This window comes from Rhizobium sp. BK275 (genome assembly GCF_014193555.1).
Classification (GTDB): Bacteria; Pseudomonadota; Alphaproteobacteria; order Rhizobiales; family Rhizobiaceae; genus Rhizobium.
The window spans coordinates 180,479-207,022 of record NZ_JACHZL010000004.1 but is presented as its reverse complement, the minus strand read 5'-3'; the positions used below and the strand labels follow the sequence as shown (position 1 = coordinate 207,022).

Below are 26,544 nucleotides of genomic sequence, written 5' to 3'. Positions count from 1 at the left end.
CCTCCGGTTCCCATATGTGCTTGCATGCGCCCTTGCGGGTGTGAAGCCGGGACCGGAACGCGGAAGTTCCGGAGCGATTTTCATGTTTGACTGGTTCGAACAGCGACTTAATCCCTTTCCGAGCGAGGAGCCGGTTGCTCCCCCGAAAGGTCTCTTTGCCTTCTGCTGGCACTATACCAAGCCGGCGGCGGGATGGCTCGCGCTCATGGCCTTTCTCACGGCGCTGATCGCGGTTGGTGAAGTGGCGCTTTTCCAGTTTCTCGGCGATATCGTCGACTGGCTGACGAATGCCGACCGCGCGACCTTCCTGCAGAACGAAGGCCACAAGCTCATCTGGATGGGTGCCCTGGTATTGATCGGCCTGCCGCTCGTTGCCGGCCTCGATTCGCTGATCATGCACCAGATGATGCTCGGCAATTATCCGATGATCGCGCGCTGGCAGATGCACCGCTTCCTGCTGCGCCACAGCATGACATTCTTTGCCAACGAGTTTGCCGGACGCGTTGCAACCAAGGTCATGCAGACGTCGCTTGCCGTGCGCGAAACGGTGATGAAGATTCTCGATGTCTTCGTCTATGTCGTGACCTATTTCCTGTCGATGATCGTCATCATCGCCGCTGCCGACTGGCGGTTGATGCTGCCGGTCCTCGCCTGGCTCAGCATCTACATCGGTATCGTCAGCTATTTCGTGCCGCGGCTTCGCAAGATCGCGTCGCAGCAGGCTGACGCGCGCTCGCTGATGACAGGCCGCGTGGTGGACAGCTACACGAACATCGCCACTGTAAAGCTGTTTTCCCATGCGGGCAGGGAAGAGGTCTATGCAAGGGAAAGCATGGATGGGTTCCTGGATACGGTGCACAGGCAGATGCGCAAGGTGACGCTCTTCCATATGAGCGTCTACCTGAACAACTGCATATCCCTGTTCGTTATCTCCAGCCTGTCCATCTATCTGTGGCTGAACGGCACGATCTCGGTTGGCGCGATCTCCATCGCCATCGGCCTTGCGATGCGCGTCAACGGCATGTCTCAGTGGATCATGTGGGAAGTCTCGGCGCTCTTCGAAAACATCGGCACCGTCTATGACGGCATGGAGATGATGGCGAAGCAGCACGATATCGTCGACAAGCCGGGTGCGCCGCAGCTGACGGCGAAGAAGGGTGCGATCCATTATGAACGCATCGGTTTCCATTACGGCAAGGGCAAGGGCGTCGTCGACAACCTGTCGCTCGATATCAAGGCCGGCGAGAAGGTCGGTCTCGTCGGACGCTCCGGTGCAGGCAAGACGACGCTGATGAACCTGCTGTTGCGCTTCTACGATCTGGAGTCGGGACGCATCACCATCGACGGCCAGGATATCTCCGAGGTGTCGCAGGACAGCCTGCGCTCGCTGATCGGCGTGGTGACGCAGGATACGTCGCTGCTGCACCGCTCGATCCGCGACAACATCGCCTATGGGCGCCCGGATGCGACTGATGAGGACGTGATCGAGGCGGCAAGGCGGGCGAATGCGTGGGAGTTTGTCGAAGGGCTTGTCGACATGCAGGGCCGCAAGGGGCTCGACGCGCAGGTCGGTGAGCGCGGCGTAAAACTGTCCGGCGGCCAGCGCCAGCGTATCGCGATCGCCCGCGTGTTCCTGAAGGACGCGCCGATCCTGGTGCTCGACGAGGCGACCTCGGCGCTCGATTCCGAAGTGGAAGCAGCGATCCAGGAGAACCTCTTTGCGCTGATGGAAGGCAAGACGGTGATCGCGATCGCCCACCGCCTGTCGACGCTGACCGAGATGGATCGGCTGATCGTGCTTGACAAGGGCCGGATCATCGAAAGCGGCACGCATGCCGAACTGGTGAGCCATGGCGGCATCTATGCCGACCTGTGGAACCGCCAGTCCGGTGGCTTCCTTGCCGATCACGAGGAAGAGGCTGAAGTCGCAGCCCAATAACAAAACAGCCCTTCCCGCGTCAGTGGGGAGGGCTTTTCTTTTTTGGAGCTGAAAATAGGCGGCGCCCGCTTAGAGTGTGCGGACCCGATCGGCGCAGAGGCTGTCGGCCCAGTCGATGACACGATGATGCTCCACGACAATGATCGAGTTCGAGGCGAGCGACTGCAGCGTGAAAATCCGCTGACGTTCCTCGCGCTCGATCCAGTTTGCTATGGCTTCCGTTACGATGCTGTCGCGCGGCACATCCAGCGCATCCGCCAGGGCGTCGAGCTTTTCCGCAAGGGGGAGCGGAAGATGCGCATTGAGCGTTTTCGTTTCCATATCTGCGGTCTCCGGTAAGACGCGATCATGGCATGAGATTGTGGCTGCTTCCACCCGTATCAGCGTAGGTGACGCGGATATTACCGATCATTACGAAAATATAAGGTTGTGTCCGCCCTATTCTCTTTGCCGCAATTCTGAACGGGCCTATATCGCGGTGATGCTGCTCACTCCGATCCTTCGCCTGTTTGAAACCTGGATAGATCCCTTCCGCGCCCGCGACAATATTCAGCCGCCGCGCAACACGCTGGGATTCATCTGGTTCTATATCGGCCAAGCCAAGTGGCCGTTCATCGCCATGCTGGTGCTCGGCGGCATGTCGGCGGCAATCGAAGCCGCACTTTTCTGGTTCGTCGGGCGGCTTGTCGATATCCTCAGCACGATCAAGCCCGGAACCGGCTGGAGTTCACTTCTCAGCTCCCATGGCAGTGAGCTTTTCGGCATGCTGGCACTGATCGGCATCGTTCGCTTCGTCGTCGCCTTCCTGATCGCTCTGATCGACCAGCAGGTGATTACGCCGGGTTTCTACAACCTAGCGCGCTGGCAGTCCTATCTGCATGTGTCACGCCAGTCGCTCGCCTTCTTCCAGAGCGATTTTTCTGGTCGCATCGTCACCAAGGTCTGGTCGGCAGGGCAGGCGACGGGCGATCTCGTAACATCGCTGATGGAAAGCGTGTGGTTCGTCGGCATCTATGCCGTCACCACGCTGGTTCTGGTCGGGCAGCTCGATTTCTCGCTGGCGGCAGTGGTCCTTTTCTGGCTGGCTGCGTTCAGCGTGCTTGCCCGCTATTTCGTTCCGCGCATCCGCTATCACTCGCGCGAGACCGCTGAAGCAGCCTCGTTGCTCAATGGCCGCATCGTTGATGCCTACAGCAATATCCAGACGTTGAAGCTCTTCGCACGTGACGAAGAGAGCGACCGCTACATGCTCGATGGCTTCAACGCCTATCAGGACACGGTGCTGAAGTTCACGCGCTTCATCACCGGTGTGCGTGCGTCGATGGCGCTGCTGTCAGGCCTGATGATCGTGACCATGGCGGGCATCAGCATCGATCTATGGCTTCGCGGGCTGATCAGCTCGGGCGGGGTCGCCTTTTCGCTGACGCTGGTCCTGAGGCTGAACTTCCTGCTCGGGCGGTTGATGACGCAGTTCAACGGCATCATGCGTAACCTCGGAACCATTCAGAACGCCGCCGAGCTGATTTCGCAGCCGCTGCATCTCGTCAACCGCCCCGATGCAAAGGAACTCGTCATCCGGCAGCCGGGCATCCGTTTCGAGAATGTTTCCTTCCACTATGGCAAGGAAAACGCGGTCATCGACAATTTCTCGCTGACAATCCGGCCGGGCGAGAAGGTCGGCATCATCGGCCGCTCCGGCGCCGGCAAATCGACGCTCGTGAACCTCCTCCTGCGTCTCTACGATCTTGAAGGCGGGCGTATTCTCATCGACGGCCAGAATATCGCTGCCGTCACCCAGGAATCGCTGCGCATGCAGATCGGTATGGTCAGCCAGGATACTTCATTGCTGCATCGATCCGTGCGCGACAACATTCTATTCGGCCGACCCGATGCTGGTGAGGAACGGCTTGTCGAAGCTGCCAGGCGTGCCGAGGCGCTCGACTTTATCGAAGTGCTGCGGGACCAGCAGGGGCGCAAGGGTTTCGACGCGCATGTCGGCGAACGCGGCGTCAAGCTTTCGGGGGGGCAGCGCCAGCGCATCGCCATTGCCCGCGTGATGCTGAAGGATGCGCCGATCCTCGTTCTCGACGAGGCGACGTCGGCGCTCGATTCAGAAGTGGAAGAGGCCATCCAGTCGAACCTCAACCGCGTGATGGAAGGCAAGACGGTGCTTGCGATCGCTCACCGGCTTTCCACGATTGCCGCACTCGACAGGCTTGTCGTCGTTGACCGCGGCAAAATCATCGAGGAAGGCACGCATGACATGCTTCTGAAGCAGGGCGGGCTCTATGCTGAGCTCTGGGCACGCCAGTCCGGCGGTTTTCTCGCCTCCGGCGACGATGATGCGCGTTCAGTATTCGCGAACGAAATCGCTGACTAGGCCGTAGTGGTTCGAGCCGAAGCTGTCGCCCAGCCGGCTCGTCGAGCGGATGAGCAGCGGCGATCTTGCGAAGATATGGTCGATGCTGATGCCGAATGGCCCGGCAGCGACCGGCCATGTGGTCGGTTCCGGGAAGGCGGTGGTAAGGCCCGTTCCGCGCAGGAATTCCTGGATGGTCGGGGCGAGGATTGCGGAATTGAAATCCCCGGCAACCACCAGCGCACCGGTGCGGGACTGCATGATAGCCTTCAGCTCCACCAGTTCATCGGCCTGAAAATCGTCGAAATAGGGCTTGGTGAGGTGCGGAAACAGAAAATCTACCCAGGTTCCGTCAAAATCGATCTTGGTCGAGACCAGCCTCTGCTTCCAGAGAGCGCCGAGATCGTAGACCTTGTGCGCGGCAAAGGGACGTTTCGACAACACGAGCGTATCGCAGGCGTCGCTCATGTCACAGCCGATGCGATATGGATAGATCTGCGCCAGCCGCGGCAATTGCGAGAAGACCGGCTGTGCTTCCATGATGTCGACCACATCGGCGCCGGATGCCAGCACGGCGTCGGCGATTTTCTCGGCGTTCCCGAAATTGTCGAACTCGATATTGAAGGACATCAGCCGGAAAAGGCGGGGCGCATCTTCCGCAGGCATTTTGCCGGCGAATTCGCGCAGCATGATGACACCGTGGATATTCAGGAAGGTTGCCACTGCCAGCATCACGAAGCCGTACCAGTGCCGTTTGAAAAAGAGGGCAACGACTGCGCCAATTGCGCAGATGATGCTGAGATGAATCTGGAAGCTGTAAACGAGCGAAAGCAGCCAGAAATCGGTGAAGTAGCGAAGCGAAACGAGGGCCAGAACGATGGGGATGAGGACGCTCAATACGCAGAAAACAGTATGCCTCATCGGCGCAAATCCAAATTCTCATGGCAAACTCACCAGCGCCTAACATGCCCCCTGGTTTGTTGCAATGCAGCAAAGTTGCAAGCCAGTGATTGCCTTAAAAAATTCACTGAAATTTCCCGCGACATTGTGCCCTCATCCCCTTGCCAAGGCTGGACATAATTTGCGATCAAGCATAGAACGCGCCGGATTGGTGGGGAATCTATGTCCGAAATATGTACTTGTAGATTCGCCGCCGCCGGAGGGGCAGGGCGGAATTCCGCGACAATTGCGCAGAGGATGGTTAAGCCGTGAGCGAACACGTAACGACAAGCGAGGCCTCAGAGCCCACTCGCCGTGATTTCCTTTATCTCACCACCGGCATGGCTGGTGCGGTCGGGGCCGTTGCGGTTGCCTGGCCGTTCATCGACCAGATGCGCCCGGATGCGTCGACGCTGGCGCTGGCTTCCATCGAAGTCGATGTCGCAAGCCTCGAGCCCGGCATGTCGCTGACCGTCAAGTGGCGCGGCAAGCCGATCTTCATCCGCAACCGTACGCCGGAAGAAGTCAAGGCGGCTGCCGACGTCCAGTTGTCGGATCTCAAGGATCCGATCGCCCGCAATGCAAACCTTCCTGCCGATGCTCCGGCAACGGGCGCTGACCGCTCGGGCGGCAAGGATAAGGAAAACTGGATCGTCATGGTCGGCACCTGCACCCATCTCGGCTGCGTTCCGCTCGGTCAGGCTGGCGAATACAATGGTTGGTTCTGTCCCTGCCATGGTTCGGTCTACGACACGGCCGGCCGCATCCGCAAAGGTCCGGCGCCGGAGAACCTGGCGATTCCGACCTTTTCGTTTTTGTCCGACACAAAGATCAAGATCGGTTGAGGGGAGACTGATTAATGAGTGGCCATTCCAGCTACGAGCCATCAACCGGCCTGGAAAAATGGGTCGATGCGCGCCTTCCGCTGCCGCGCATGGTTTATGACAGCTTCATTGCCTATCCGGTTCCGCGGAACCTGAACTACGCCTACACATTCGGTGCGATGCTCGCCGTTATGCTGATCGTACAGATCCTGACGGGTGTGACGCTTGCCATGCACTATGTCGCCGACACGACGATCGCTTTCAACTCCGTTGAAAAGATCATGCGTGACGTCAACCATGGCTGGCTGCTGCGCTATCTGCATGCCAACGGCGCATCCTTCTTCTTCGTCGCCGTCTACCTTCATATTGCCCGCGGCCTCTACTACGGTTCCTACAAGGCGCCGCGCGAAATCCTCTGGATCCTCGGCGTCGTCATTTACCTGCTGATGATGGCAACCGGCTTCATGGGCTACGTCCTGCCCTGGGGCCAGATGTCCTTCTGGGGCGCGACCGTCATCACCGGCTTCTTCTCGGCCTTCCCGCTGGTCGGCGAATGGGTTCAACAGTTCCTGCTCGGCGGCTTCGCCGTCGACCAGCCGACGCTGAACCGCTTCTTCTCGCTGCACTACCTGCTGCCCTTCATGATCGCCGGCGTCGTCGTGCTGCACATCTGGGCCTTGCACGTCACCGGCCAGACGAACCCGACGGGCGTCGAGGTCAAGACCAAGACGGACACGGTTCGTTTCACGCCTTACGCAACGCTCAAGGATGCGCTCGGCGTCTCGATCTTCCTGATCGTCTATGCCTACTTCGTCTTTTACCTGCCGAACTATCTCGGCCATGCCGATAACTACATTCCGGCCGACCCGCTAAAGACCCCGGCTCACATCGTTCCGGAATGGTACTTCCTGCCGTTCTACGCCATGCTGCGTTCGATCACGTTCAACGTCGGCCCGATCGACTCCAAGCTCGGCGGCGTCCTCGTCATGTTCGGCGCGATCATCGTGCTGTTCTTCCTGCCTTGGCTCGATACTTCGAAGGTCCGCTCTGCGGTCTATCGTCCCTGGTACAAGCTGTTCTACTGGCTGTTCGTGATCAACGCGATCATCCTCGGCTGGCTTGGTTCGCAGCCGGCAGAAGGCCTGTACACGACGATCTCGCAGATCTGCACACTCCTCTACTTCGCTTTCTTCCTGGTCGCGATGCCGGTTCTCGGTCTGGTGGAAACACCGCGCCGTATCCCGAACTCGATCACCGAAGCGGTGCTCGAGAAGCGCAATAAGACAGCTGCTGCCGGTGCAGCGGCCAATGCGTAAGCGCGCGACGGAAGGGAACAGAAACATGAAAAAGCTTGTTGCAAGCATTCTCTCGCTCGCTGTCGTGGCTGGTATTGGCGGCGGAGCCCTTGCCCAGGAAGCGGCCCCGGCCGCCCATCATGAGGAAGGTGCTACCCCGCACTATCCGCTGAAGGAACCGAAGGAAATCGACTGGACCTTTGCCGGCCCGTTCGGCCATTACGACAAGGGCCAGCTCCAGCGCGGCCTGAAGGTCTACACGGAAGTCTGTGCCGCCTGCCACTCGATGAACCTCGTGCCATTCCGCACGCTGAGCGAGCTCGGGTATTCGGATGCGCAGGTGAAGACCTTCGCTGCCAATTATGAAGTTCAGGACGGTCCGGATGCCAGCGGCGAAATGTTCACCCGCAAGGCAGTTCCGTCCGACCACTTCCCGTCGCCCTATCCAAACGCGGAAGCCGGAGCTGCTGCCAACAATGGTGCTGCTCCGCCTGACATGTCGCTGCTCGCCAAGGCACGCGAAGTCGAACGCGGCTTCCCGCAGTTCGTCTTCGACATCTTCACCCAGTATCAAGAAAGCGGCCCTGATTATATCTATTCGCTGCTGACCGGTTACGAAGAGCCGCCGGCTGGTTTCCAGGTTCCGGCTGGTGCGCACTACAACCCATATTTCCACGCTGCCGCTGCCTTCGCCATGCCGAAGCCGCTCTCCGACGATCAGGTCACCTATGACGACGGTTCGCCGCAGACGGTCGATCAGTATGCCAAGGATGTGTCCTCTTTCCTGATGTGGGCTTCCGAGCCGCACCTCGAAGAGCGCAAGCGCACCGGCTTCATGGTCATGATCTTCCTGCTGATCTTCACCGTGCTGATCTACCTGACCAAGCGGTCGATCTACTCCCGGACCGACCACTAAGCGATCCTCAGTCCCAAGGGAAAGGCGGCTTCTCAGCCGCCTTTTTTATTTGGTTTGGTCCGGCGCAATTGATAGTGTGCCTGCGTTTCATGCCCTCGCAGATACGGATTTTCCATGAACCATACGCTTTCGGAGCTTGCGACAAGCATCCGCTCCATTCCGGACTACCCCAAGCCCGGTATCATCTTTCGCGACATCACAACGTTGCTCGGCAATCCGCGTGCCTTTCGCCGGGCGGTCGATGAGCTCGTGCAGCCCTACGCTGGTCTGAAGGTCGACAAGATTGCCGGCATGGAAGCGCGCGGCTTCATCATCGGCGGCGCGGTCGCGCACCAGCTGTCCTCGGGCTTCGTTCCGATTCGCAAGAAGGGCAAGCTGCCGCATGAGACCGTGCGCATCGCCTATAGCCTGGAATATGGCGTGGACGAGATGGAGATGCACCGCGACGCCGTCCAGCCGGGCGAGAAGGTGATCCTCGTCGACGATCTGATCGCCACGGGCGGCACGGCTGTCGGGGCAACGCAGCTACTTCGCCAGATCGGCGCGGAAGTCGTCGGCGCCTGCTTCGTCATCGACCTGCCGGATCTCGGCGGCCGCAAGAAGCTCGAGGATCTCGGCGTTGATGTGCACACCCTCGTCGAGTTCGCCGGGCACTAACCCCCGAGCCTATTCGAATTCCAGGACGCTGCTCTCGAAGCGGATCACTGTAACACCATCCTGATTGACGCCTTCGCAGAGGATGGCGTTGAGATTCCAGCCCGGCCGTGACGTAAGCGGCCGGCTGGAGACAAAGGCCACCGAATAGGTGATCGTCTCGTCGACGAAGACCGGCTTCAGCCATTGAAGCTTCTGGAAGCCGGGCGAGGGGCCGAGTTTCGGCGGCTCCAACCCCTGCTCCGACAGCCGGCGCATTTCTGTCATCCAGTAATCCAGAAAGCAGCGCATCCAGGCGGCCACCGTATGCCAGCCGGAAGCGCAGAGCGCCCCGAACATGGTGTCACGAGCGGCTTCCTTGTCGATATGGAAGCGCTGCGGGTCGTATTTCCTGGCAAAGCGGAGGATGTTTTCCTCGGTAAAGACGTAAGCGCCGATTTCGGTTTTTTCGCCGACGGCGTAGAGCTCGGACATTCTCATGCGCCAGTCTCCGGCCTGTTGCGCATGCCGAAGATGACGGAATTCTCCGACAGGCAGACCACTTCGCCGCGCTGGTTTTCCACCTCGTGGCGGAATTTGACGATGCCGAGGCCGGGACGCGAGCGCATGGCGCGCGCCTCCAGGACCGTCGAATGGCCGGAGAGCATGTCGCCTGCCAGAACCGGCTTACGCCACTCCATGAAGTCGACGCCGGGCGCGCCTTCGCATAGGGAATTCAGCACGTAGCTGTCTGCCATCATGCGCATGAACATGGCCGAGATATGCCAACCGGAGGCGGCAAGCCCACCGAGGATGCTGGCGCGGCCGGCAGCTTCATCCAGATGCATGGGCTGCGGGTCGAACTCGATGGCAAATTCAATGATTTCGGGTGCCGTTACGGCTTTCGGGCCGAGCGGAAAGCGCCGACCCGGCTGGAAATCCTCATAGGCGAGCTTTTCTGCGGGCATCAGAGTCTCCCATCATAGGCAGGCCTCATTGCTTACAATAGCATTCGCACGGGCTCAATGATTCCGTAGGGGTAAACGGCATGGCTGAACTAAGGGCGATACTCGATGAAGCGGCGCGCGAAGGGTTGATCACCGCCGAAGCCGGCGTGCGGCTGGCGCCGTTTCTTGCTGCGCGTGGCGTCGTCGTCGAACAGCGTGCGACAGCAGCTTCCGAGGCGGCCTGGTCGGATACCGAGACGCCGCGTTTCGTGCGCGGCTTCCACGACGTGCTGATCACTATCGGCATCCTGATTGCCCTTGCAGGCCTCTGGGGGCTCACGTCGCTTTATGCGGTGCTGCCGGCAATCCTAGTACTGGCGGAGATCCTCGTGAAGCGCCAGCGCCTTGCGCTGCCGGCCGTCGTGCTGACGCTGGCTGTCTTTACCTGGACTTTCCGGATGATGCTGTCAGTCTATCCGTCCAATGCCGATCTTTGGCTCACGGGCGATGGCATTGACGGTTTCATCGTCGCATTCCCCGTTGTCATGGGGCTTTTCTATCTGCGCTACCGTGTGCCGCTTGCTCTGGCACTCTCAATCTTCTCCGGTCTCGCCCTTGTGCTCGCGCTCGTCTTGCGCCTGCTGCAATGGGGGAGCGGCGACGATGCCTTCATCCTCAATCATCCCACGCTCGTCTCTGTTATCCTGTTTGCCTGCGCCGTTGGCCTGTTCGTCGCAGCCCTCGGCTTCGATCTCAGCGACAGGTTCCGCCAGACGACACGATCGGATGTCGCCTTCTGGCTTCATCTCGTTGCGGCGCCGGCCTTGCTTTACAGCATCCGGACATTGCTTCCGCTCGACGGGGGCTGGCTGGATATCATGGACGCGAATTCGTTCAAGACACCGGTCGTCGTCATAATCGTCGCGCTGCTGATGCTGATCGGGCTGATCATCGACCGGCGTGCTTTCGTCACGTCGGGCCTGTTGACGCTGGGCCTGGCGATTTATGGGATATTCAGGCAGGGGAGCGCAACGGTCGATACTTATATCTTCGGAACGCTCGTTGTCGTCGGCGTGATCGTGCTCGTCATCGGTACGGGCTGGATGCCGCTTCGGCGCATCGTGCTGCGCGTCTTGCCTTCAGGCATGGTCGAGAGGCTGCCGCCCGGCTGAGCGGCAGCCAAGCGTGTCGCGATCCCCAGGATTCGCTTCCCACGCTTCAGGGTCTTGGTTTTACGCATGTCGTTATTGCAAAACGCTACAGAGCTTTGCGCGATATGCTTTGGTCGATCAGGTGTTGAAGCGGAAGTGAATGACGTCGCCGTCCTGGACGACGTATTCCTTGCCTTCGTCGCGCGCTTTGCCTGCTTCCTTGGCACCGACTTCGCCGCCGAACTGGATGTAATCGTCATAGGCGATGGTGTTGGCGCGGATGAAGCCGCGCTCGAAATCCGAGTGGATCACGCCGGCGGCCTGCGGCGCCTTGGTGCCGCGCTCAATTGTCCAGGCGCGGGTTTCCTTCGGGCCGACGGTGAAATAGGTGATCAGGTGGAGCAGCTTGTAGCCGGCGCGGATCAGACGATCGAGGCCTGCCTCGTCCAGACCGAGGGCTGAGAGGAATTCCTTGGCTTCTTCGTCCGGAAGCTGGGCGACTTCGGACTCGATCGCCGCCGAGATGATGACGGTTTCGGCGCCCTGCGCCTTCGCCATGGCGGCAACCGCCTCGGTATATTTGTTTCCGGTCGCCGCATCGCCTTCCGCGACGTTGCAGACATAGAGAACCGGATGCGACGTCAAAAGGTTGAGGCTCTTCAGGATGCGGGTCTCTTCGGCATCGAGCTTGGACAGCAGCGTGCGGACGGGCTTGCCATCCTGCAGCAGCGCCAGCGAGGCTTCCATGATCGGCAGCATGGCCATGGAATCCTTGTCCTTGCCGGTGGCGCGCTTGCGGGTCTGTTCCGTGCGGCGCTCGAGGCTGTCGAGGTCGGCGAGCATCAGCTCGGTCTCGATCGTTTCGGCGTCGGCAACCGGATCGATGCGGCCTTCCACATGGGTGATGTCGCCGTCTTCGAAACAGCGCAGCACATGCACGATGGCATCGACTTCGCGGATATTGGCGAGGAACTGGTTGCCGAGGCCTTCACCCTTCGACGCGCCGCGCACGAGGCCGGCAATATCGACGAAGTTGATGCGGGTCGGGATGATTTCCTTCGACTTCGCGACGTCCGCGAGCTTCCGCATGCGTTCATCGGGAACGGCTACTTCACCAGTGTTCGGTTCGATCGTGCAGAACGGATAGTTTGCGGCCTGCGCGGCGGCCGTCTTGGTGAGCGCATTGAAGAGGGTCGATTTGCCGACATTCGGCAGACCGACGATACCGCATTTGAAGCCCATGGCTGAAACCTGCTGTTCTCAAGAATTCCTTGGCCGTGGCTATGGGATAAAGGAGGAGAGCGGTCAAGTCTTGGAGCGCTTTTCTCGCAGCTCCCTTGCCGACAGGGCGTCGTGGCCTTATTCTTACCATGGCGGGATTTCCCGGACACTTGGTGTCGAAATTCTGCAATCGAAAAAGTCTAGTTAGATCGAAACCCCTTCCCATGTCATCAACGGGCGGATTTCCGATGGTTGACAACGACATTGCCTTAAAACCCAAGACCCGAACGAAGCTCAAGCTGGACAAGCCGAAGCTTTACAAGGTCATTCTCGTCAACGACGATTATACACCGCGTGAATTCGTCATCATGGTGCTGAGAGCCGTCTTCCGCATGAGCGAGGATACCGGCTACCGTGTGATGATGACGGCGCACAAGCTCGGCTCTTGCGTAGTCGTGGTCTGCACAAAGGATATTGCTGAGACCAAAGCCAAGGAGGCCATCGACCTTGCCAAGGAGATGGGCTTCCCGCTGATGTTTACTACCGAGCCCGAGGAATAGGCCCCCGAGGAAAGGGCGTGCGTCTCAAGATTGCCGGCGGATCTGGTAGCCGGTCTTATCCTGCACGAAACCGCAATTTTCATAGAAACGCAGTGTCGCCGGATCTTTCGATCCGGTCAGCAGCATGACCTTGTAGCAGCCGGCTTTCCAGGCTTGAGCAATCGCATGCCGGATGACTTTGCCGGCATAGCCCTGTTTGCGATGATCGGCGTGGGTGACGACGTTTTCGATGAGCGCATAGGAGGCGCCGTTGCGCGTCAGGTTGGGTATGACGATCAGCGTGACCGTCGCGGCAGCGATCTCGCCGGCAAAGCCGATCAAGACCGTTACGCCGGGCTGCGCCAGAATGGCGGAAAAGCGTTCCATTGCCACATCCGGAGCGAGGACCGGATCGGTCGGGCTGAGGTGCTGGTAGAGCGTGGTCAGGCCCTGCAGATCGCCGACGGCCGCAGGCCGGATGCTGAAATCCCCGCCTGCCATCGCGTTCAGTCGCTCTTGTTGCCGAACATCTTTTTCAGCATCTCGGCCATGGGGCCGGTCGTCGGAAGCTTCTGCTGGCTCTGATTGCGCGCCTGATGGATATGGGACTTTCCCGCTGGCTTCTTCTCCGGCTTCGGCTTTTCCTCTTCCGCCTTGCCGCCAAGCGCCAATGCGATCTTGTTCATCAGCTGGGAATCTTCGTTGCGAACCAGCATCTCGGCATTGTCGGCAAGCGTATCGAGCAGCGGCTCTAGCCAGGCATTGTCAGCTTTGGCGAAATCGCCGAGCACGTGGTTATGCACGAGTTCCTTGACGCCGGGATGGCCGATGCCGATGCGCAGACGGCGGTATTCCTTGCCGCAATGGGCATCGAGCGACTTGATGCCGTTATGGCCGCCATGGCCGCCGCCGGTCTTCAGCCGCGCCTTGCCGGCCGGCAGGTCGAGCTCGTCATAGATCGCCACGAGATCGGAAGGCTGCAGCTTGTAGAAGCGCATGGCTTCACCGACCGCCTCGCCCGACAGGTTCATGAAGGTCTGCGGCTTGATAAGCAGCACCTTCTCGCCGGCCAGCTCGCCTTCTGATATCTCGGCCTTGAACTTCTTCGACCAGGGCGAAAAGCTGTGGCGGCGGTAGATGGCATCCACCGCCATGAATCCAATATTGTGCCGGTTACCGGCATATTTCGCGCCGGGATTGCCGAGACCCGCGATGATCAGCATGGCCTGCCTTCCTTGCAAGAGCTGTTGGCGTTCACCACCGCGAAATGGCGGCAAAGTCAAGTGGCAAAGTCAATCGGCAAAGACGGGCGTGAACGGCAGGCGGCCGGTCATTTCAGCAGATGCAGACCGTATCTCAGGAAGATCTGCTCCTGTTCGCCGCTGGCGATCAGCTTGTCCAGCGAGGCCTGCATACGGGCCAGAAGATCGTCCGGGAAGTTCCTTTCGCAGGCAATTCCCATCGGTTGGGAGGAGAGCACCGTTACCATTTTCAGCGGCTGATCGGTTTTCAGCTTGTCGAAATAGAGTTCGGAGATCGGCATCATGTCGATGCGGCCGCCGAGCAGCTTGCGCAGTGTCGCGTTGAAATCGCTGGCGACATCGAGTTTGGTGAAGCCCTTCTCCCTCAGCGTCACTTCCGTGTAGTCGCCGCGCTGTGTGCCGATCACATATTTCTTCGCCTCTTCGAGATTGGCAGCCGAGACGCCTGATCCCTTGCGTGTGATCAGGATGTTGCGGTCGACGAGAAGCGGCTCGACCCATTTGAACAGGCCGTCGCGCGAGGCATTGTGGGCGGTCGCGAAAACACAGGTCATCGGCGTCGAACGAGCCAGGCTGAAGGCGCGAGCCCAGGGCATCACGTCGAGCGTATAATCGATACCGATATCGGCCATGACCTTCTCGACCTGCTCGACGGTTGCGCCCTTGATGACCTTTCCGTCGCGGTAGTTGAAGGGGGCGTATTCCTCGGTCACGAAGGCTACCGTCTGGGCTGAGGCAGACGTGGCAAAGCAGGGTAGGGTAAGAAGAGCAAGAAGCAGCAGCTTTTTCATCGCGATACCTCCCATATCTCGTCAGTTCATGAAGCGCGCGCCACATCCGAGAGCGAGCTGCTCAGTTCCTCGATCAGCCTGGCGGCATTCTGCGGACGGTGGAACAGATAACCCTGACCATAGTCGAGGCCCATCTGGTGCAGCGTGCCGCACTCCTCTTCCGTCTCGACGCCTTCGGCAATCACGGTGCAGTTCATCTTGTGCGACAGCGTGGTGATGCCTTCGATCAGCATACGGCTCTTCTGGCGCACGTCATCATCAGCATCATTGATGGCGCGGGTGAAGGACTGGTCGATCTTGATGATGTCGACCGGGAAGCGATTGAGATAACTCAGCGACGAGTAGCCGGTACCGAAATCGTCGAGCGCGATGCGGCAGCCGAAACGGCGCAGTTCCGTCACGATCATGCGGATCTGCGGGTTGTCGTGCATCAGCACCGCTTCCGTGATCTCGACGACGATACGATCCGGCAGGATGCCATGGCGGCCCAAAATGGCGGCAAGGCGGGCGGCGAGCGCCGGCTCGAACTGCAGCGGCGAGAAATTGATCGCGAGATAGGTGTCCTGCATGCCTGGCAGGCGGGATATCTTCGCCAGATTGGCGATCGCCTTTTCCATGATGACGTTGCCGACGCGGACGATCTTGGCAGTCTCTTCGGCGACGCTGATGATCTCGGCCGGCGGCATGAGACCCTTCTGTGGATGGTTGAGGCGCATCAGCGCTTCGAACCCGGCAATACCGCGGCCGTTCAGGTTGACGATCGGCTGCAGATAGGCCTCGAACCAGTCGTCGGCGAGGCCGGCTTCGATATGCGCTTCGATCTCGGCGCGGCGGCGGGCGTGGTCGAGCATGCTGCTATCGAAGATCTGTGCGCCGTTCTTGCCGTCGCGCTTCTTGGCGTACATGGCCATGTCGGATTTCTGCAGCAGTTCGGCGGCGGTCGCAGCGTGGCGAGGATAGATAGCGATACCGATAGAAGCGCTGAGATGCATGTCCGGACCGAAGGGCGTCTCGAAGATCGAAGCGATCTGGTCGCACATGGCGCGGGCGCGCTTCTCGGCATTCTTGGCCGGTAACAGGATGGCGAATTCATCGCCGCCAAGACGGGCGGCTTCATCGGAGGGAGCAAGCAGGGTCTTCAGCCGCTCCACGAGTTCGATGAGCGCGGTATCGCCTGCGGCGTGGCCCATGTTGTCGTTGATCCACTTGAAGCGATCGAGGTCGACGAAGAGGCAGGCGAGTTCCTGATCGGCGGCATCGGCGGCTGCGATCTTGCTGTCGAGCACGGCTTCGAAGCCCTGGCGGTTCAGGAGGCCGGTCAGATGGTCCGTGATCGCCTGGCGATGGTTGCGGTCTTCGGAGGCCTTCAGCTCGGTCACATCGGTCATGACGGAGAGAGACTGACCTTCCTGCCCGTGGGCCGTGAGCGCCGATTCGATGATGAGGACATCCATGATGCGGCCGTCCATGCAGACGAACTTGACAGTGACGTCGCCGGTGCCGTTCTCACGCTGGCTCTTGCGCCTGATGAACTTGTCGCGGGTGAAGGGCGTGACGAGATCGGAGAAATTCCGGCCGATGACGGCGGCGCGATGGTAGCCGGTGGCAAACAGCCAGTAGTCGCTGACGGCGGTGATGCGGTCTTCTTCATCGAGTGAGAAGAGCATGGCCGGCGTCAGATTGTAGATGTCGGTGGTGCGGCGGTGCGCGAGCTTCAGCTCGGTCTCCTCGTTCTCCAGCTTCGTCTGCATTTCGTTGAAGCTTTGCGCGAGGCGACCCATCTCATCATTCGATTGCCAATCGACATGGTGGCGGGAGCCAAGCTGGCGGGTGGCCTCGATCGCGGCCGTCAGGCGCATCAGGGGTTGGATGACGAAGAGACGGTTACCGATCAGCGCGGTCGCGAAAACGGCGAGCACCGCAAAAATGAAGATCGAGATGAAGACGACCTCTTCCTGCTTCAGGCCGGAAAAGAGACCGAGTGCCGGATAGAAGACGGAAATGCTGCCGAGGTTCTTCGGACCGTCGACGGTGTTGTAGATGATGGCGCGGGAAACCTGGACCAGCTTGCCGTCGAAGGACCGCGGAATGGTGGACTGGCTGACGTCGAGCTGGCCCGACTGGTCGCGGACTTCTACCTTGACGATGGCGCCTTGCGAAACGACCGTCGCGCTGATCTGGGTGACACTATCAGCATCAAGATCCCAGAGCGGCTTGGCGAGTGCCTGGGCATTGGCCACAAGAAGAACGGAAATATGGTCGCGTATTTCCTTGTCGGCGCGTTCGGAGGAAAGGAAAAGAAAAAGAACAAAGAGAGGAGCTACAAAAACAAGCAGTGCTCCGCAAACAATCGCAAAAAATCTGTTCTCAACGGAATTATTCATGGTTCCGTTTGCTCCACGGGGTCGGAATATTCTGCGGTCACGCGGCAGGGCGGAAACTTCGTAACCAGCCGGAGCATGCTTCCATGAATGTGTTAAATGTTGCTGAAATGCGCTTTTTCGGCAATGAAAAAGCCCGCCTTCCTCAAGGAAAACGGGCCTTATGCTTTACAAATTGGTAGAAGCTATCAGGCGTCTGCTTCGCCTTCGGCAGCAGACTCATCGATGCCGGCAGCCGGAGCAATGATCGTTGCGATGGTGAAGTCGCGGTCGGCGATCACAGGCGTGACGCCCTTCGGTAGCGTGACTTCCGAGATGTGGATGCTGTCGCCGATCTTGTGGGCGGAGAGGTCAACCGTGAAGAATTCCGGGATCGCGTCAGCCGGGCAGTGAACTTCGACTTCGTGACGAACGATATTCAGAACGCCGCCGACCTTGAGGCCCGGGGACTTTTCTTCGTTGACGAAGTGAACCGGGATTTCAACGGTAACCTGGGTGTTGCCGGATACGCGCAGGAAATCGACATGCATCGTGAAGTCGCGGACCGGATCGAGCTGGTAATCCTTCGGCAGAACCTTGTACTTCTTGCCGTCGACGTCGATGGTCGCTACGGTGGTCATGAAGCCACCGGCATGAATACGCTTCGTCACCTCATTGGTGCTGATAGCGATGGAAATCGGGGCCTGCTTGTCACCATAGATGACAGCGGGAATAAAGCCGTTGCGGCGGAGTTCACGGGCGGACCCCTTACCAACCCGTTCGCGCGCCTCGGCCTTGAGCTCGTAAGTTTCGTGGCTCATGGCTAGTCCTTTCGAGGTTATTTGGAGAGTCCGCAGCGGGCTTGAAGCCTGGTGCCGTCGGACCGGAGGCGGGCATGCCCATCCTCATCCGCGTTGCCTCCAAGGGTGTCTACGCGGACGCGTGGCCTATAATATAAGTGTCACGCAAACGCAAGCGGTCCGGCAGTGGCTTTCGATCGACCCTGCCTCACCGGCACTACAACCAGAATATTTCGCTTAATACAATCCACAATACAATCCACAGTGTTTTGCAGGTGCCCTTGAGAAACCGCTGATAAGCCTTTGTTGTCTGGGCGTTAATCACAAGGTCGAACAGACGGTTCCACTTTACCTGCAAAGGCGCCGGATTATCCATTCTTTAACGCGGCCGGACCGATCTCAGTCTTGAAAAGAATGGGTTTTCTCATGTTTGCGATCGTATCCTGCCTGACATACCAACACGACTTGACGCTGGTTCTGGTCGCAGCCGTACTATGCCTTGCGTCCAATCTCGGAACGATCCTGTTCCTGAGAAGCGCCGGCAGGACAAAAGGCGTGCCGCGCTGGATTTGGCTTTCGGTTGCGGGGGCGGCAGGCGGCTTCGGCATCTGGTCGACGCATTTCGTCGCCATGCTGGCCTATGATCCGGGCATCGTTGTCGGCTATGATCGCGACCTGACGCTTATTTCGCTTGGCGCGGCCTTTGCCTCCACCTTTATAGCCGGCCTTGCCGCCGCGTCGCTTCCAGGTTCTCAGGCCAACATTGCCGCAGGCCTGGTTTTCGGTGTCGGCGTTGCAGCCATGCATTTCATCGGCATGGCGGGACTGCAGGTTCCTGGGACCGTCGTCTGGGATCGGCATCTCGTTATCGCTGCGCTGATCATATCGGTCGCCATGGCGATCTGGGGATTTGCGCTCACAAAGAACTGGAAAGGTTCGAACTGGAGCATTCTCGCTGCCGCTTCCGCGCTGTCGCTCGGCATCGTCTTGATGCATTTCACCGCAATGGGCGCTCTCTCGTTTGTCGAAGGGGGTGGCAACGCCATCGAGCCTCAGGCGCTCTCGAAGCCGTTCCTTCTGGCGACCATTCTCGTCGTATCGATCTCAATGCTGGCCTCGGGCATTTCGGCATCGATCATTGCGTTCCGGGCGGCCAAGCAGGCGCGTGCGAGCGAAACCAAGTTTGAGCTGCTCGTGCAGGGGGTGATGGATTACGCAATCTATATGCTCGATCCTTCAGGCGTCGTGACGAATTGGAATGCGGGGGCCGAGCGCGCGAAGGGCTATACCGCAGCGGAAATTGTAGGCGAGAATTTTGCGCGGTTTTACTCTGTTGAAGATCAGCAGAAGGGCCTTCCAAAACTGGCTCTCGAATCAGCGCTTGCCAACGGCAGGTTTGAGGCGGAGGGGCTGCGTTTTCGCAAGGACGGCTCGTCTTTCTGGGCGCATGTCGTCATCCAGCCAGTGTATGACGACAGCCATCATCTCATCGGATATGTGAAGATCACCCGCGATATCACGCAGGCAAAGATCGACGGGGATCGCATCAAGGAAGTATCGAGGAATCTCGATCTCGCTCTGGAGAACATGAGCCAGGGAATCTCGATGTTTGACAGCAATGAGCGGCTGATCCTCGCAAACGCCAGGTACAGCCAGCTCTTCGGGTTTCCGCAGGACTTCATTCGCCCAGGTCTTGCCTATTCCGAGATCGTTCGCAGCGGCTATCAGATCGCTTTCGGCAATGGTGACGCCGCAGATTCGAGGGCGACCGATCACTATCGCAGGCATATGGCGACCATGCGCTCGGGTCAGAAGACCCTGGTGCATCAGACGACGAACGGCCGGTCAATTCTTGCAACGTTCAATGTCCTGGCGGATGGCGGCTGGCTCACGACATTCGAAGACATTACCGAACGGCTGGCGCGTGAAGAGAAAATCGCGTTCATGGCCAAGCACGATGCTTTGACCGGTCTGCCGAACCGTCCCACCTTCAATGATTACCTGTCGCATCAGCTGGCAATTGCCAAAAGACTGTCCAGCAAGGTTGCGGTCATTGGCATCGATCTGGATAAATTCAAAGAAATCAATGACCAGATGGGCCATGTCGCAGGCGATTTCGTGTTGAGTACGTTGGCCGTACGGTTGAACGGCATCCTGCGTGACGAAGAGCTGGTCGCCCGACTTGGGGGCGATGAGTTCGCGGCCGTAAAGCGCTTCAACGACAGGGCTGAGCTTGACGACTTCGTTGCGAGGCTGGAAGCCACGCTCATGGAGAGGATGGATTTCGAGGGGCATCAGATCGTCCCCGGCGCAAGTGTTGGTGTCGCAATTTACCCCGACGCTGGCGAAACGGCCGAAACACTTGTCGCAAATGCCGACCTTGCCATGTATCGTGCAAAACACGAGGTTGGGCACAACGTCTGCTTCTACGAAGAGTCCATGGACGAAGCGTCGCGGGACAGGAGAAAACTGGCTCGCGACCTCTGGGCTGCGATCGAGCGCGACCAGATGTACCTTCACTACCAGGTTCAGAAGTCGGTGGCGACCGGCAAGACGACCGGCTACGAGGTGTTGCTCAGATGGAACCATCCAGAGCGCGGAAACATCCCGCCCGTCGATTTCATTCCGATTGCCGAGGAGTGCGGTGCGATCGTGCCTATCGGAGAATGGGTCCTTCGCGAGGCATGCAGGGAAGCGGTCAGCTGGAAGGACGACATCAAGATCGCCGTCAATATTTCGCCCATCCAGATCGCCCATGCAAACATCGCCGAGCTGGTTCGTTCCGTCCTCCAGGAAACCGGCCTGCCAGCATCGCGGCTCGAACTTGAAATAACCGAGTCATCGATCATCGTCGACAAGAGCAAGGCGCTGGTTGCCATGCGTGCGCTCAAGCAGCAGGGCGTTGCGATCGCGATCGACGATTTTGGAACAGGCTATTCGTCGCTAGAGACCCTTCGCTCGTTCCCCTTCGACAAGATCAAGCTCGATCGCAGCTTCATGAACGAAGTCGAGACCAGTCAGGAGGCAAAGGCGGTCATTCGATCCATCCTGGCGCTGGGACGCGGCCTGTCGATCCCCGTGCTTGCCGAGGGCGTCGAAACGCTGAGCCAACTCGAACTATTGACATCCGAAGGCTGCGACGAGGCTCAGGGCTACTATTTCGGTCGCCCGGCGCGAATGGAACAGCAATCAGTTGTGCTCAATACTGCGGCCTGAGGCGGAGCGAGATCAGGATCGGAAGCGCGCGCGTGAGGCAGTGCCCGGCAGGGTACGATCACTCTCCCAGCCATGATCGCAAAATAACATTTGTCCAAACGTGCCGGGTTGACACCGGAAGATATCCGATCTTCCTATGGCCGCATTCAAAGCGGCTGAGGAGAGTGCGGATGCGTCTGAAACTTGTCACGACAACGAGCCTTGTTGCCCTATCGCTGTTCGGGGCAGCGCATGGTGCTGAGATCAATCAGGATGGAGCGAACAAGCTTCGCGACAGCCTGACGAAAGTGTTGCCTGACGATTTTGCAAAGAGCGGTTTTGTAACCGTCAACCCGGCGGGCAACCGCTACGAGGTCATTTATGACCTTGCCAAGCTGCTCAGCAAAGTGGACCCGGCCAAGATTGTCGTGAACGGGCTGACGCCCTGGTCGGTCTTCGCCACGCCGCTGGACAGCGGCTTCTGGAATCTCGAAGGCAACAACAGCTTCAACATATCCGGCAGCGTCAAGGACCCGGACGGCAAGGCGACGGATTTCACCTATTCCATCGCCTCGATGGTCTACGATGGCGTTTTCGATCCTGCGATCGCCTATCTACGTTCCGGCAATTTCAAGGCCAGCGACATCCGAATTACCTCGAAGTCCGATATGGACCAGGTCGATGCGACCTTTGCCGGCATGAACTACAGGCTCGATTCGACCGACAGCGCCAACGGCAACGGTCGCCTCGATTTCAAGGCGAACGGTTCGCTTTCCGCGCTGTCGGAGACGGTCACCAGCCCGCAGATGCCGCCGGTCAACATCAAGGCGGATTCGATCGACTTCGACGCCGACGTCGCGAGCCTGCCGGCGAAGGAAATCCGCGATATCGTCTTCTTCATCCTGGAGCACGCGGATGAGAAGGAGCTCAGCAGGGAAGACGGCGAGAAGCTGAAATCGGTCCTTAAGGCATCCTTCCCCCTGTTCTCCTCGATCAACGAAACGATCACGGCGAACAACCTGACGGTCGGGACTGCCGCTGGAAGCGGCGGCGCCGAGGCCCTCGGCTATAATTTCTCCGTCGACGGGCCGAGTGACGCCGTCCGGTTTGCCTTCGGCATGAACGCTGCAGGCGTCACACTCGACAGCCCTGTCGTACCAGCGAGCTACCATGCCTTCCTGCCGAAGAGCATCGATATGCAGATCGCCGTTCCCGACATGGATTTTGCCGCCTTCGGCGACGAGTTCATGAAGATCGATTTCTCGTCTGGCAACAACTCGGAGGAAAGCGGCAAGCAGGCTGCCGAGAAGCTCTTTCATGACGGCGTCGTCGTCGTGGACTTGCCGAAGTTTACCGCGGTCTCCGACGTCTACGATATCGACGTCACCGGCAAGCTGCAGGGCCGTGTCGATACGCAGAAGGATTATTCGGTCCAGGCTTCGGTCCTGGCGCGGGATCTCGACAAGTCGATCGCTGCCATCCAGGAGCTTGCCAAGAGCGACCCGAACCTCCAGCAGGTCTCCTTCGGCATGATGATGGCCAAAGGCTTTGCCAAGACCGATCCGGATGGCCGCTCGCGCTGGGATATCAGCGTTGCCGGTGACGGTTCGGTGGCGATCAACGGCCAGCAGATCAAGGGACCGGATGCCGAGGAGCCGGATCAGGGGCAGGAACCAGATCAGGGGCAGGACACGGCGCCGCCGAAGCAACCTTGAGCTTTCTCAACGGCGATCAAAGATAAGGGAAGCCGGCCTCGTGCCGGCTTTTTGCTCCCGTCGCACAGCTCCATTGGGCTTTGTCTTTTAAGAGCTTTTATGGATGCGGCTGCTTGACATTGAGCACCATGACCCCCGAATGTGCGCAACTTCAGCGGATGGGGATATTTCAGGGATGCGTCTAAAAATTGTTACAGCAACGAGCCTTTTTTTGCTCTCCGCAATCGGTGCGGCCCAAGGCATGGAGATGCGGCAGAAGGATGCCGATGATTTTCGTGACGGCCTTCTCAGCTCGTTTCCCGGCCTTGCGAATTCCGATTTCCTGACAGTCAAGCCGGCAGGTGACCGCCTCGAAGTCATTCTTGATTTCAATGGGTTTTTCGAGGGCTTGGATCCGAAGACGTTCAGGATGGCTGGGTTCGGGCCGTGGTCGTTTTTCTTTGTGCCACAAGACAATAGCGTAGCCAAAATCAATGCTGAGGACAGTGTAAAAGCCTCCCTTCTGGCCCAAGGAGTCGATGGGAAAGCCATTGAGGGCAATTACTCGATCGAATCTTTTGTGCTCGATGGGCTGATTGTTCTGCCTGGCAGCACACAGATTAAAACCTTGGCCAAGAATATCGATTTTACCTCGAAACTTGGTGGTGACCAGAGCACCTTCCGAGCCGATAGTATCGACTCTACAAATATTTTAGGTTCCAGCGATGAAGGTAAAGGACGTTGGGACTATGACGGCAGCACATTTTTCTCGGGCGTATACCAGCGGAGCATACAATCGGAGGCGCCGGTATTTGAAATTTCGGCAGACCTGATCAACCATGAGTACCACTGGGCCAATGTACCGTCGAAGGAGGTCATTAATCTCGCTTCTCTATTGATCACCAGGGGCGTTGGAACAGTCTCGAACTTTGAGAGGGTCCGGGCAGAAATGTTGCGGTCTTTTCCGCTTCTTTCTTCACTGGATGAGCGCATCTATACGGACAACCTCAAAGTAACGAGCCCAATCGGAAACCTGTCCGCAAGAAAACTGAACGCTCGAGTCGCTCTCCAAGGGGAGACCGCCGCGATGAGGCTGGGTATGACTGTATCCGGCACGGATATAAAAATGGACAGTCCAACGATCCCGTCGGTCTACGCGGCGCTACTTCCTACAAGTCTTGATATGACACTCGTGTTAGACGGGATGGATTTTGTCTCAGCCGGAAAGGAACTTGCCGCTGGCCCTGTATCGAATCAAGCGCAAGCAGAGGAGATGGGGCGCAGATTTGCCTTGAAGCTTAGTCGTGACGGCGCTCAGGCCTTCGTTCTCAAGCAATTGGTAATGAAGTCGGATTTTTATGATCTGGTAATGTTTGGGAGTGTTCGTGAAAACGACGAGAAGAAGGCTCAACTGAAGCTCTGGATCACAGCCCGCGATTTCGACAAATCGATCGCCGCGGTTCAGGAACTTGCCAAGACCAGACCTGAGATCAATGAAGTCAGTCTTGCTATGCTGATGGCCAAAGGTTTCGCGGCAGCCAACGCGGATGGTGGTGCGCACTGGGATGTTATTTTCAACGAGGATGGCACATTAATTGTCAATGGACAGCAGGTCCAGGGACCGAGAAATGCGATTCAGGCACAATGACAACTGAGCAAAATGGCTAAATCGAAAGAGCCGGTCAAATACCGGCTCTTTTTAGTCGAAGAGGCTGGAGACGGACTCTTCCTGAGCCGTGCGGCTGATGGCTTCGCCGATCAGCGGCGCCGTCGTCACGACGCGGATGTTGTGGGCGGAGAGCACGGCCGTCGTAGGCTGGATCGAGTCCGTGATGACGAGTTCGCGCAGCTTCGAGGAGGTGACGCGGGTGACCGCGCCGCCGGAGAGGACGCCGTGGGTGATATAGGCGGTGACGCTGGAAGCGCCCTTGGCAAGCATGGCGTCGGCCGCGTTGCAGAGCGTGCCACCGGAATCGACGATGTCGTCGATCAGCAGGCAGTCCTTGCCGGTGACGTCGCCGATGATGTTCATGACTTCGGATTCACCCGGCCGATCGCGACGCTTGTCGACGATGGCCAGAAGACAGTCCAGCCGCTTAGCGAGCGCGCGGGCGCGCACTACGCCGCCGACGTCGGGCGAGACGACCATGACGTTGCTGAGGTCATAGTGGCTTTTGATGTCGCGCGTCAGGACCGGCAGGGCGAAGAGGTTGTCTGTGGGTATATCGAAGAAGCCCTGGATCTGCCCGGCATGGAGATCGAGCGTCATGACGCGGTCCGCGCCGGCTTCGGTAATGAGGTTTGCGACCAGCTTGGCGGAGATCGGCGTACGGCCGGAGGCGCGGCGGTCCTGGCGGGCATAGCCGAAATAGGGCAGAACGGCCGTGATGCGGCGGGCTGACGAACGACGCATCGCGTCGATCATGATCAGCAGTTCCATCAGGTGGTCGTTGGCAGGAAAGGCGGTCGGCTGTACGAGGAAAACGTCCTCACCGCGCACATTTTCCTGGATTTCCACGAAGATTTCCTGGTCGGCAAACCTTCGGACACTGGCTTTCCCCAAGGGAACATTGAGATAGTTGCAGATCGCTTCGGCGAGTTGCCGGTTCGAATTGCCTGCGAAAACCTTCATTTTGGTCCGCCTGTTATGCGCTGATAGCCGCGCTTTTTAGCCAGCTTCCCGGTGAATGCAAGGGCTAAGGCGTCACATACTTTTATATTTATAAAAAGCTTGTGACTAATTGCCCTGGCTTTGCCGCCAGGATGTAAATTCCGAGATCGTCTTGGAGGCGATCTGCTGCATCACGGAAGCGGGCACACCGGCCCAGGGATCGGCCGCCGCCGTCGGCACGCTTTCCTGTCCCTGAATGCGGTGCAGCCGGGCGCCCGCATTGTCGAGTACGTCCCAGACATAGACCACGGTGACCTTGCCCTCGTCGCTGAAAGCGGAGAGGTAGCCCTTCAGAATATAGTCGCTGCTGGTGTCGTTGGAGCTCTTGATGGCAAGGCCATGAGCGCGGGCCTCCGCGCCAAGCTGGCGGGACAGCGGTGTGACGGCCTGGACCGGTGCGCCGATGATCGGCAGGAAGCGCACCGTATTGCCGCGTATCGACGTCGATGAGGAAACCGAGGGATCAAGTGCGGCCGTCTGTGTCGGCTGCTGTGGCGCCGGTTGTTCGGTTACGGACGGTGGCGCCAGTGACTCGCTTTCGATCGGACCGGAAGCGGCGGGCGAAGAACCATCACGGGAAAGCGCATCGGCCTGGGCCTGCATGGTCGTCGGCGGCGCGCCGGTGCCGGGCCGGTAGGCCTGCGCCGGGTAGTTCGGTTGGGTCGGATAGGTCTGTTGGCTGTAGGCTGGCGTATAGCCGTTCCGGCGGGGTGCGGCCGGGAAGGTTTGTTGCGGCTCTCCGGCCATGCGCTCGGCGTCGCTCTGCGTCACCGGTGTGGACGAGCGCTGATTCATCGAGGAGTCGCCGATTTCCATCGGCGGCGTCAGCGTCAACGCGTCGGTCGTGTTGCAAGCGGAAAGCAAGGCAAGACAGATCAGGAGCGTGGGCGCAGTCGCAACTCGCGTCATCCCTCGGTTCGTCCTTCCCACGTCAGCGTCAGCCCCGTGCGAATTTATGGAGGTGGGGGGACCTGTCTGTCAATTCCGGAATCTTGCCGGTGATGTCAG

The 26,544-nt window shown here is 59.0% G+C and carries 23 protein-coding genes; 11 read left to right on the top strand and 12 right to left on the bottom strand.

Translation table 11 applies throughout. The features are described 5' to 3' along the window. Positions 1–82 precede the first annotated feature (82 nt). Positions 83–1,939: an ABC transporter ATP-binding protein gene (locus FHT82_RS14470; protein WP_183731619.1), complete on the top strand. Its 1,857-nt coding sequence runs from the start codon at positions 83–85 to the stop codon at positions 1,937–1,939. A gap of 69 nt (positions 1,940–2,008) precedes the next feature. Here the strand turns inward: FHT82_RS14470 and FHT82_RS14465 are convergent, their stop codons facing one another. After that, positions 2,009–2,260 carry a ribbon-helix-helix domain-containing protein gene (locus FHT82_RS14465; RefSeq protein ID WP_183731616.1) on the bottom strand — a complete coding sequence of 84 codons (252 nt, stop codon included), beginning with the start codon at positions 2,258–2,260 and terminating at the stop codon, positions 2,009–2,011. Positions 2,261–2,420: 160 nt separating this feature from the next. Here FHT82_RS14465 and FHT82_RS14460 point away from each other — a divergent pair, with 160 nt between their 5' ends. Beyond that, positions 2,421–4,319: an ABC transporter ATP-binding protein gene (locus FHT82_RS14460; protein WP_183732753.1), complete on the top strand. Its 1,899-nt coding sequence runs from the start codon at positions 2,421–2,423 to the stop codon at positions 4,317–4,319. Here the strand turns inward: FHT82_RS14460 and FHT82_RS14455 are convergent. Next, entirely contained in the window at positions 4,290–5,219 is a 930-nt protein-coding gene (locus FHT82_RS14455; protein ID WP_183731613.1) for an endonuclease/exonuclease/phosphatase family protein, read from the bottom strand. The two genes, FHT82_RS14460 and FHT82_RS14455, sit on opposite strands and share 30 nt — an antisense overlap. A gap of 287 nt (positions 5,220–5,506) precedes the next feature. On the opposite strand from FHT82_RS14455, the gene petA reads away from it, so the two are divergent. The 4 genes from petA to FHT82_RS14435 all read left to right on the top strand — a co-directional run bounded on the left by petA (position 5,507) and on the right by FHT82_RS14435 (position 8,929). Beyond that, the gene (petA, locus tag FHT82_RS14450; RefSeq protein WP_183731610.1) at positions 5,507–6,082 is read left to right on the top strand and encodes a ubiquinol-cytochrome c reductase iron-sulfur subunit; all 576 of its coding nucleotides are present in this window, start codon (positions 5,507–5,509) and stop codon (positions 6,080–6,082) included. Positions 6,083–6,096: 14 nt separating this feature from the next. Then, positions 6,097–7,377, top strand: a complete 1,281-nt coding sequence (locus FHT82_RS14445) for a cytochrome b N-terminal domain-containing protein (RefSeq protein WP_183731607.1) — start codon at positions 6,097–6,099, stop codon at positions 7,375–7,377. Positions 7,378–7,402: 25 nt separating this feature from the next. Then, positions 7,403–8,272: a cytochrome c1 gene (locus FHT82_RS14440; protein ID WP_183731605.1), complete on the top strand. Its 870-nt coding sequence runs from the start codon at positions 7,403–7,405 to the stop codon at positions 8,270–8,272. A gap of 114 nt (positions 8,273–8,386) precedes the next feature. Beyond that, positions 8,387–8,929 carry an adenine phosphoribosyltransferase gene (locus FHT82_RS14435; RefSeq protein WP_183731602.1) on the top strand — a complete coding sequence of 181 codons (543 nt, stop codon included), beginning with the start codon at positions 8,387–8,389 and terminating at the stop codon, positions 8,927–8,929. A gap of 9 nt (positions 8,930–8,938) precedes the next feature. Here the strand turns inward: FHT82_RS14435 and FHT82_RS14430 are convergent, their stop codons facing one another. Then, a complete protein-coding gene (locus FHT82_RS14430) occupies positions 8,939–9,406 on the bottom strand; it encodes a MaoC family dehydratase (RefSeq protein ID WP_183731599.1) in 468 nt (155 codons plus the stop codon). Beyond that, the gene (locus FHT82_RS14425; protein WP_183731597.1) at positions 9,403–9,873 is read right to left on the bottom strand and encodes a MaoC family dehydratase; all 471 of its coding nucleotides are present in this window, start codon (positions 9,871–9,873) and stop codon (positions 9,403–9,405) included. The genes FHT82_RS14430 and FHT82_RS14425 overlap by 4 nt, the downstream gene beginning before the upstream one ends. Before the next feature lie 80 nt (positions 9,874–9,953). Here FHT82_RS14425 and FHT82_RS14420 point away from each other — a divergent pair, with 80 nt between their 5' ends. Continuing rightward, positions 9,954–11,024, top strand: a complete 1,071-nt coding sequence (locus FHT82_RS14420; RefSeq protein ID WP_183731594.1) for a hypothetical protein — start codon at positions 9,954–9,956, stop codon at positions 11,022–11,024. 117 nt (positions 11,025–11,141) lie between these two features. Here the strand turns inward: FHT82_RS14420 and ychF are convergent, their stop codons facing one another. Then, complete coding sequence (ychF, locus tag FHT82_RS14415) at positions 11,142–12,245, bottom strand: redox-regulated ATPase YchF (RefSeq protein WP_183731591.1); 1,104 nt, start codon at positions 12,243–12,245, stop codon at positions 11,142–11,144. Between the two features lie 227 nt (positions 12,246–12,472). Here ychF and clpS point away from each other — a divergent pair, with 227 nt between their 5' ends. Continuing rightward, positions 12,473–12,784, top strand: a complete 312-nt coding sequence (gene clpS, locus FHT82_RS14410; RefSeq protein WP_183731588.1) for an ATP-dependent Clp protease adapter ClpS — start codon at positions 12,473–12,475, stop codon at positions 12,782–12,784. A 24-nt stretch (positions 12,785–12,808) separates the two neighbouring features. On the opposite strand, the gene FHT82_RS14405 is transcribed toward clpS, so the two are convergent. The 5 genes from FHT82_RS14405 to FHT82_RS14385 all read right to left on the bottom strand — a co-directional run bounded on the left by FHT82_RS14405 (position 12,809) and on the right by FHT82_RS14385 (position 17,997). Then, positions 12,809–13,264: a GNAT family N-acetyltransferase gene (locus FHT82_RS14405; RefSeq protein ID WP_183731586.1), complete on the bottom strand. Its 456-nt coding sequence runs from the start codon at positions 13,262–13,264 to the stop codon at positions 12,809–12,811. 5 nt (positions 13,265–13,269) lie between these two features. After that, positions 13,270–13,986, bottom strand: coding sequence for an aminoacyl-tRNA hydrolase (gene pth / locus FHT82_RS14400; protein WP_183731583.1), 717 nt, complete (start codon positions 13,984–13,986; stop codon positions 13,270–13,272). Positions 13,987–14,093: 107 nt separating this feature from the next. Beyond that, positions 14,094–14,816 carry a transporter substrate-binding domain-containing protein gene (locus FHT82_RS14395; protein WP_183731580.1) on the bottom strand — a complete coding sequence of 241 codons (723 nt, stop codon included), beginning with the start codon at positions 14,814–14,816 and terminating at the stop codon, positions 14,094–14,096. A 26-nt stretch (positions 14,817–14,842) separates the two neighbouring features. Continuing rightward, the gene (locus tag FHT82_RS14390) at positions 14,843–17,200 is read right to left on the bottom strand and encodes an EAL domain-containing protein (RefSeq protein WP_183731577.1); all 2,358 of its coding nucleotides are present in this window, start codon (positions 17,198–17,200) and stop codon (positions 14,843–14,845) included. A gap of 185 nt (positions 17,201–17,385) precedes the next feature. Then, positions 17,386–17,997, bottom strand: coding sequence for a 50S ribosomal protein L25/general stress protein Ctc (locus tag FHT82_RS14385; protein ID WP_183731573.1), 612 nt, complete (start codon positions 17,995–17,997; stop codon positions 17,386–17,388). A gap of 405 nt (positions 17,998–18,402) precedes the next feature. On the opposite strand from FHT82_RS14385, the gene FHT82_RS14380 reads away from it, so the two are divergent. The 3 genes from FHT82_RS14380 (at position 18,403) to FHT82_RS14370 (ending at position 24,513) form a co-directional block, all read left to right on the top strand. After that, positions 18,403–21,192 carry an EAL domain-containing protein gene (locus tag FHT82_RS14380; RefSeq protein ID WP_183731571.1) on the top strand — a complete coding sequence of 930 codons (2,790 nt, stop codon included), beginning with the start codon at positions 18,403–18,405 and terminating at the stop codon, positions 21,190–21,192. A 170-nt stretch (positions 21,193–21,362) separates the two neighbouring features. Further along, positions 21,363–22,886 carry a hypothetical protein gene (locus FHT82_RS14375; RefSeq protein WP_183731568.1) on the top strand — a complete coding sequence of 508 codons (1,524 nt, stop codon included), beginning with the start codon at positions 21,363–21,365 and terminating at the stop codon, positions 22,884–22,886. Positions 22,887–22,989: 103 nt separating this feature from the next. Then, on the top strand, positions 22,990–24,513 hold the full coding sequence (locus FHT82_RS14370) for a hypothetical protein (protein WP_183731565.1): 1,524 nt from the start codon (positions 22,990–22,992) through the stop codon (positions 24,511–24,513). Positions 24,514–24,564: 51 nt separating this feature from the next. Here the strand turns inward: FHT82_RS14370 and FHT82_RS14365 are convergent, their stop codons facing one another. Then, positions 24,565–25,497: a ribose-phosphate pyrophosphokinase gene (locus FHT82_RS14365; RefSeq protein ID WP_183731561.1), complete on the bottom strand. Its 933-nt coding sequence runs from the start codon at positions 25,495–25,497 to the stop codon at positions 24,565–24,567. A 105-nt stretch (positions 25,498–25,602) separates the two neighbouring features. After that, complete coding sequence (locus FHT82_RS14360) at positions 25,603–26,445, bottom strand: hypothetical protein (RefSeq protein ID WP_183731558.1); 843 nt, start codon at positions 26,443–26,445, stop codon at positions 25,603–25,605. Positions 26,446–26,544: the final 99 nt, after the last annotated feature.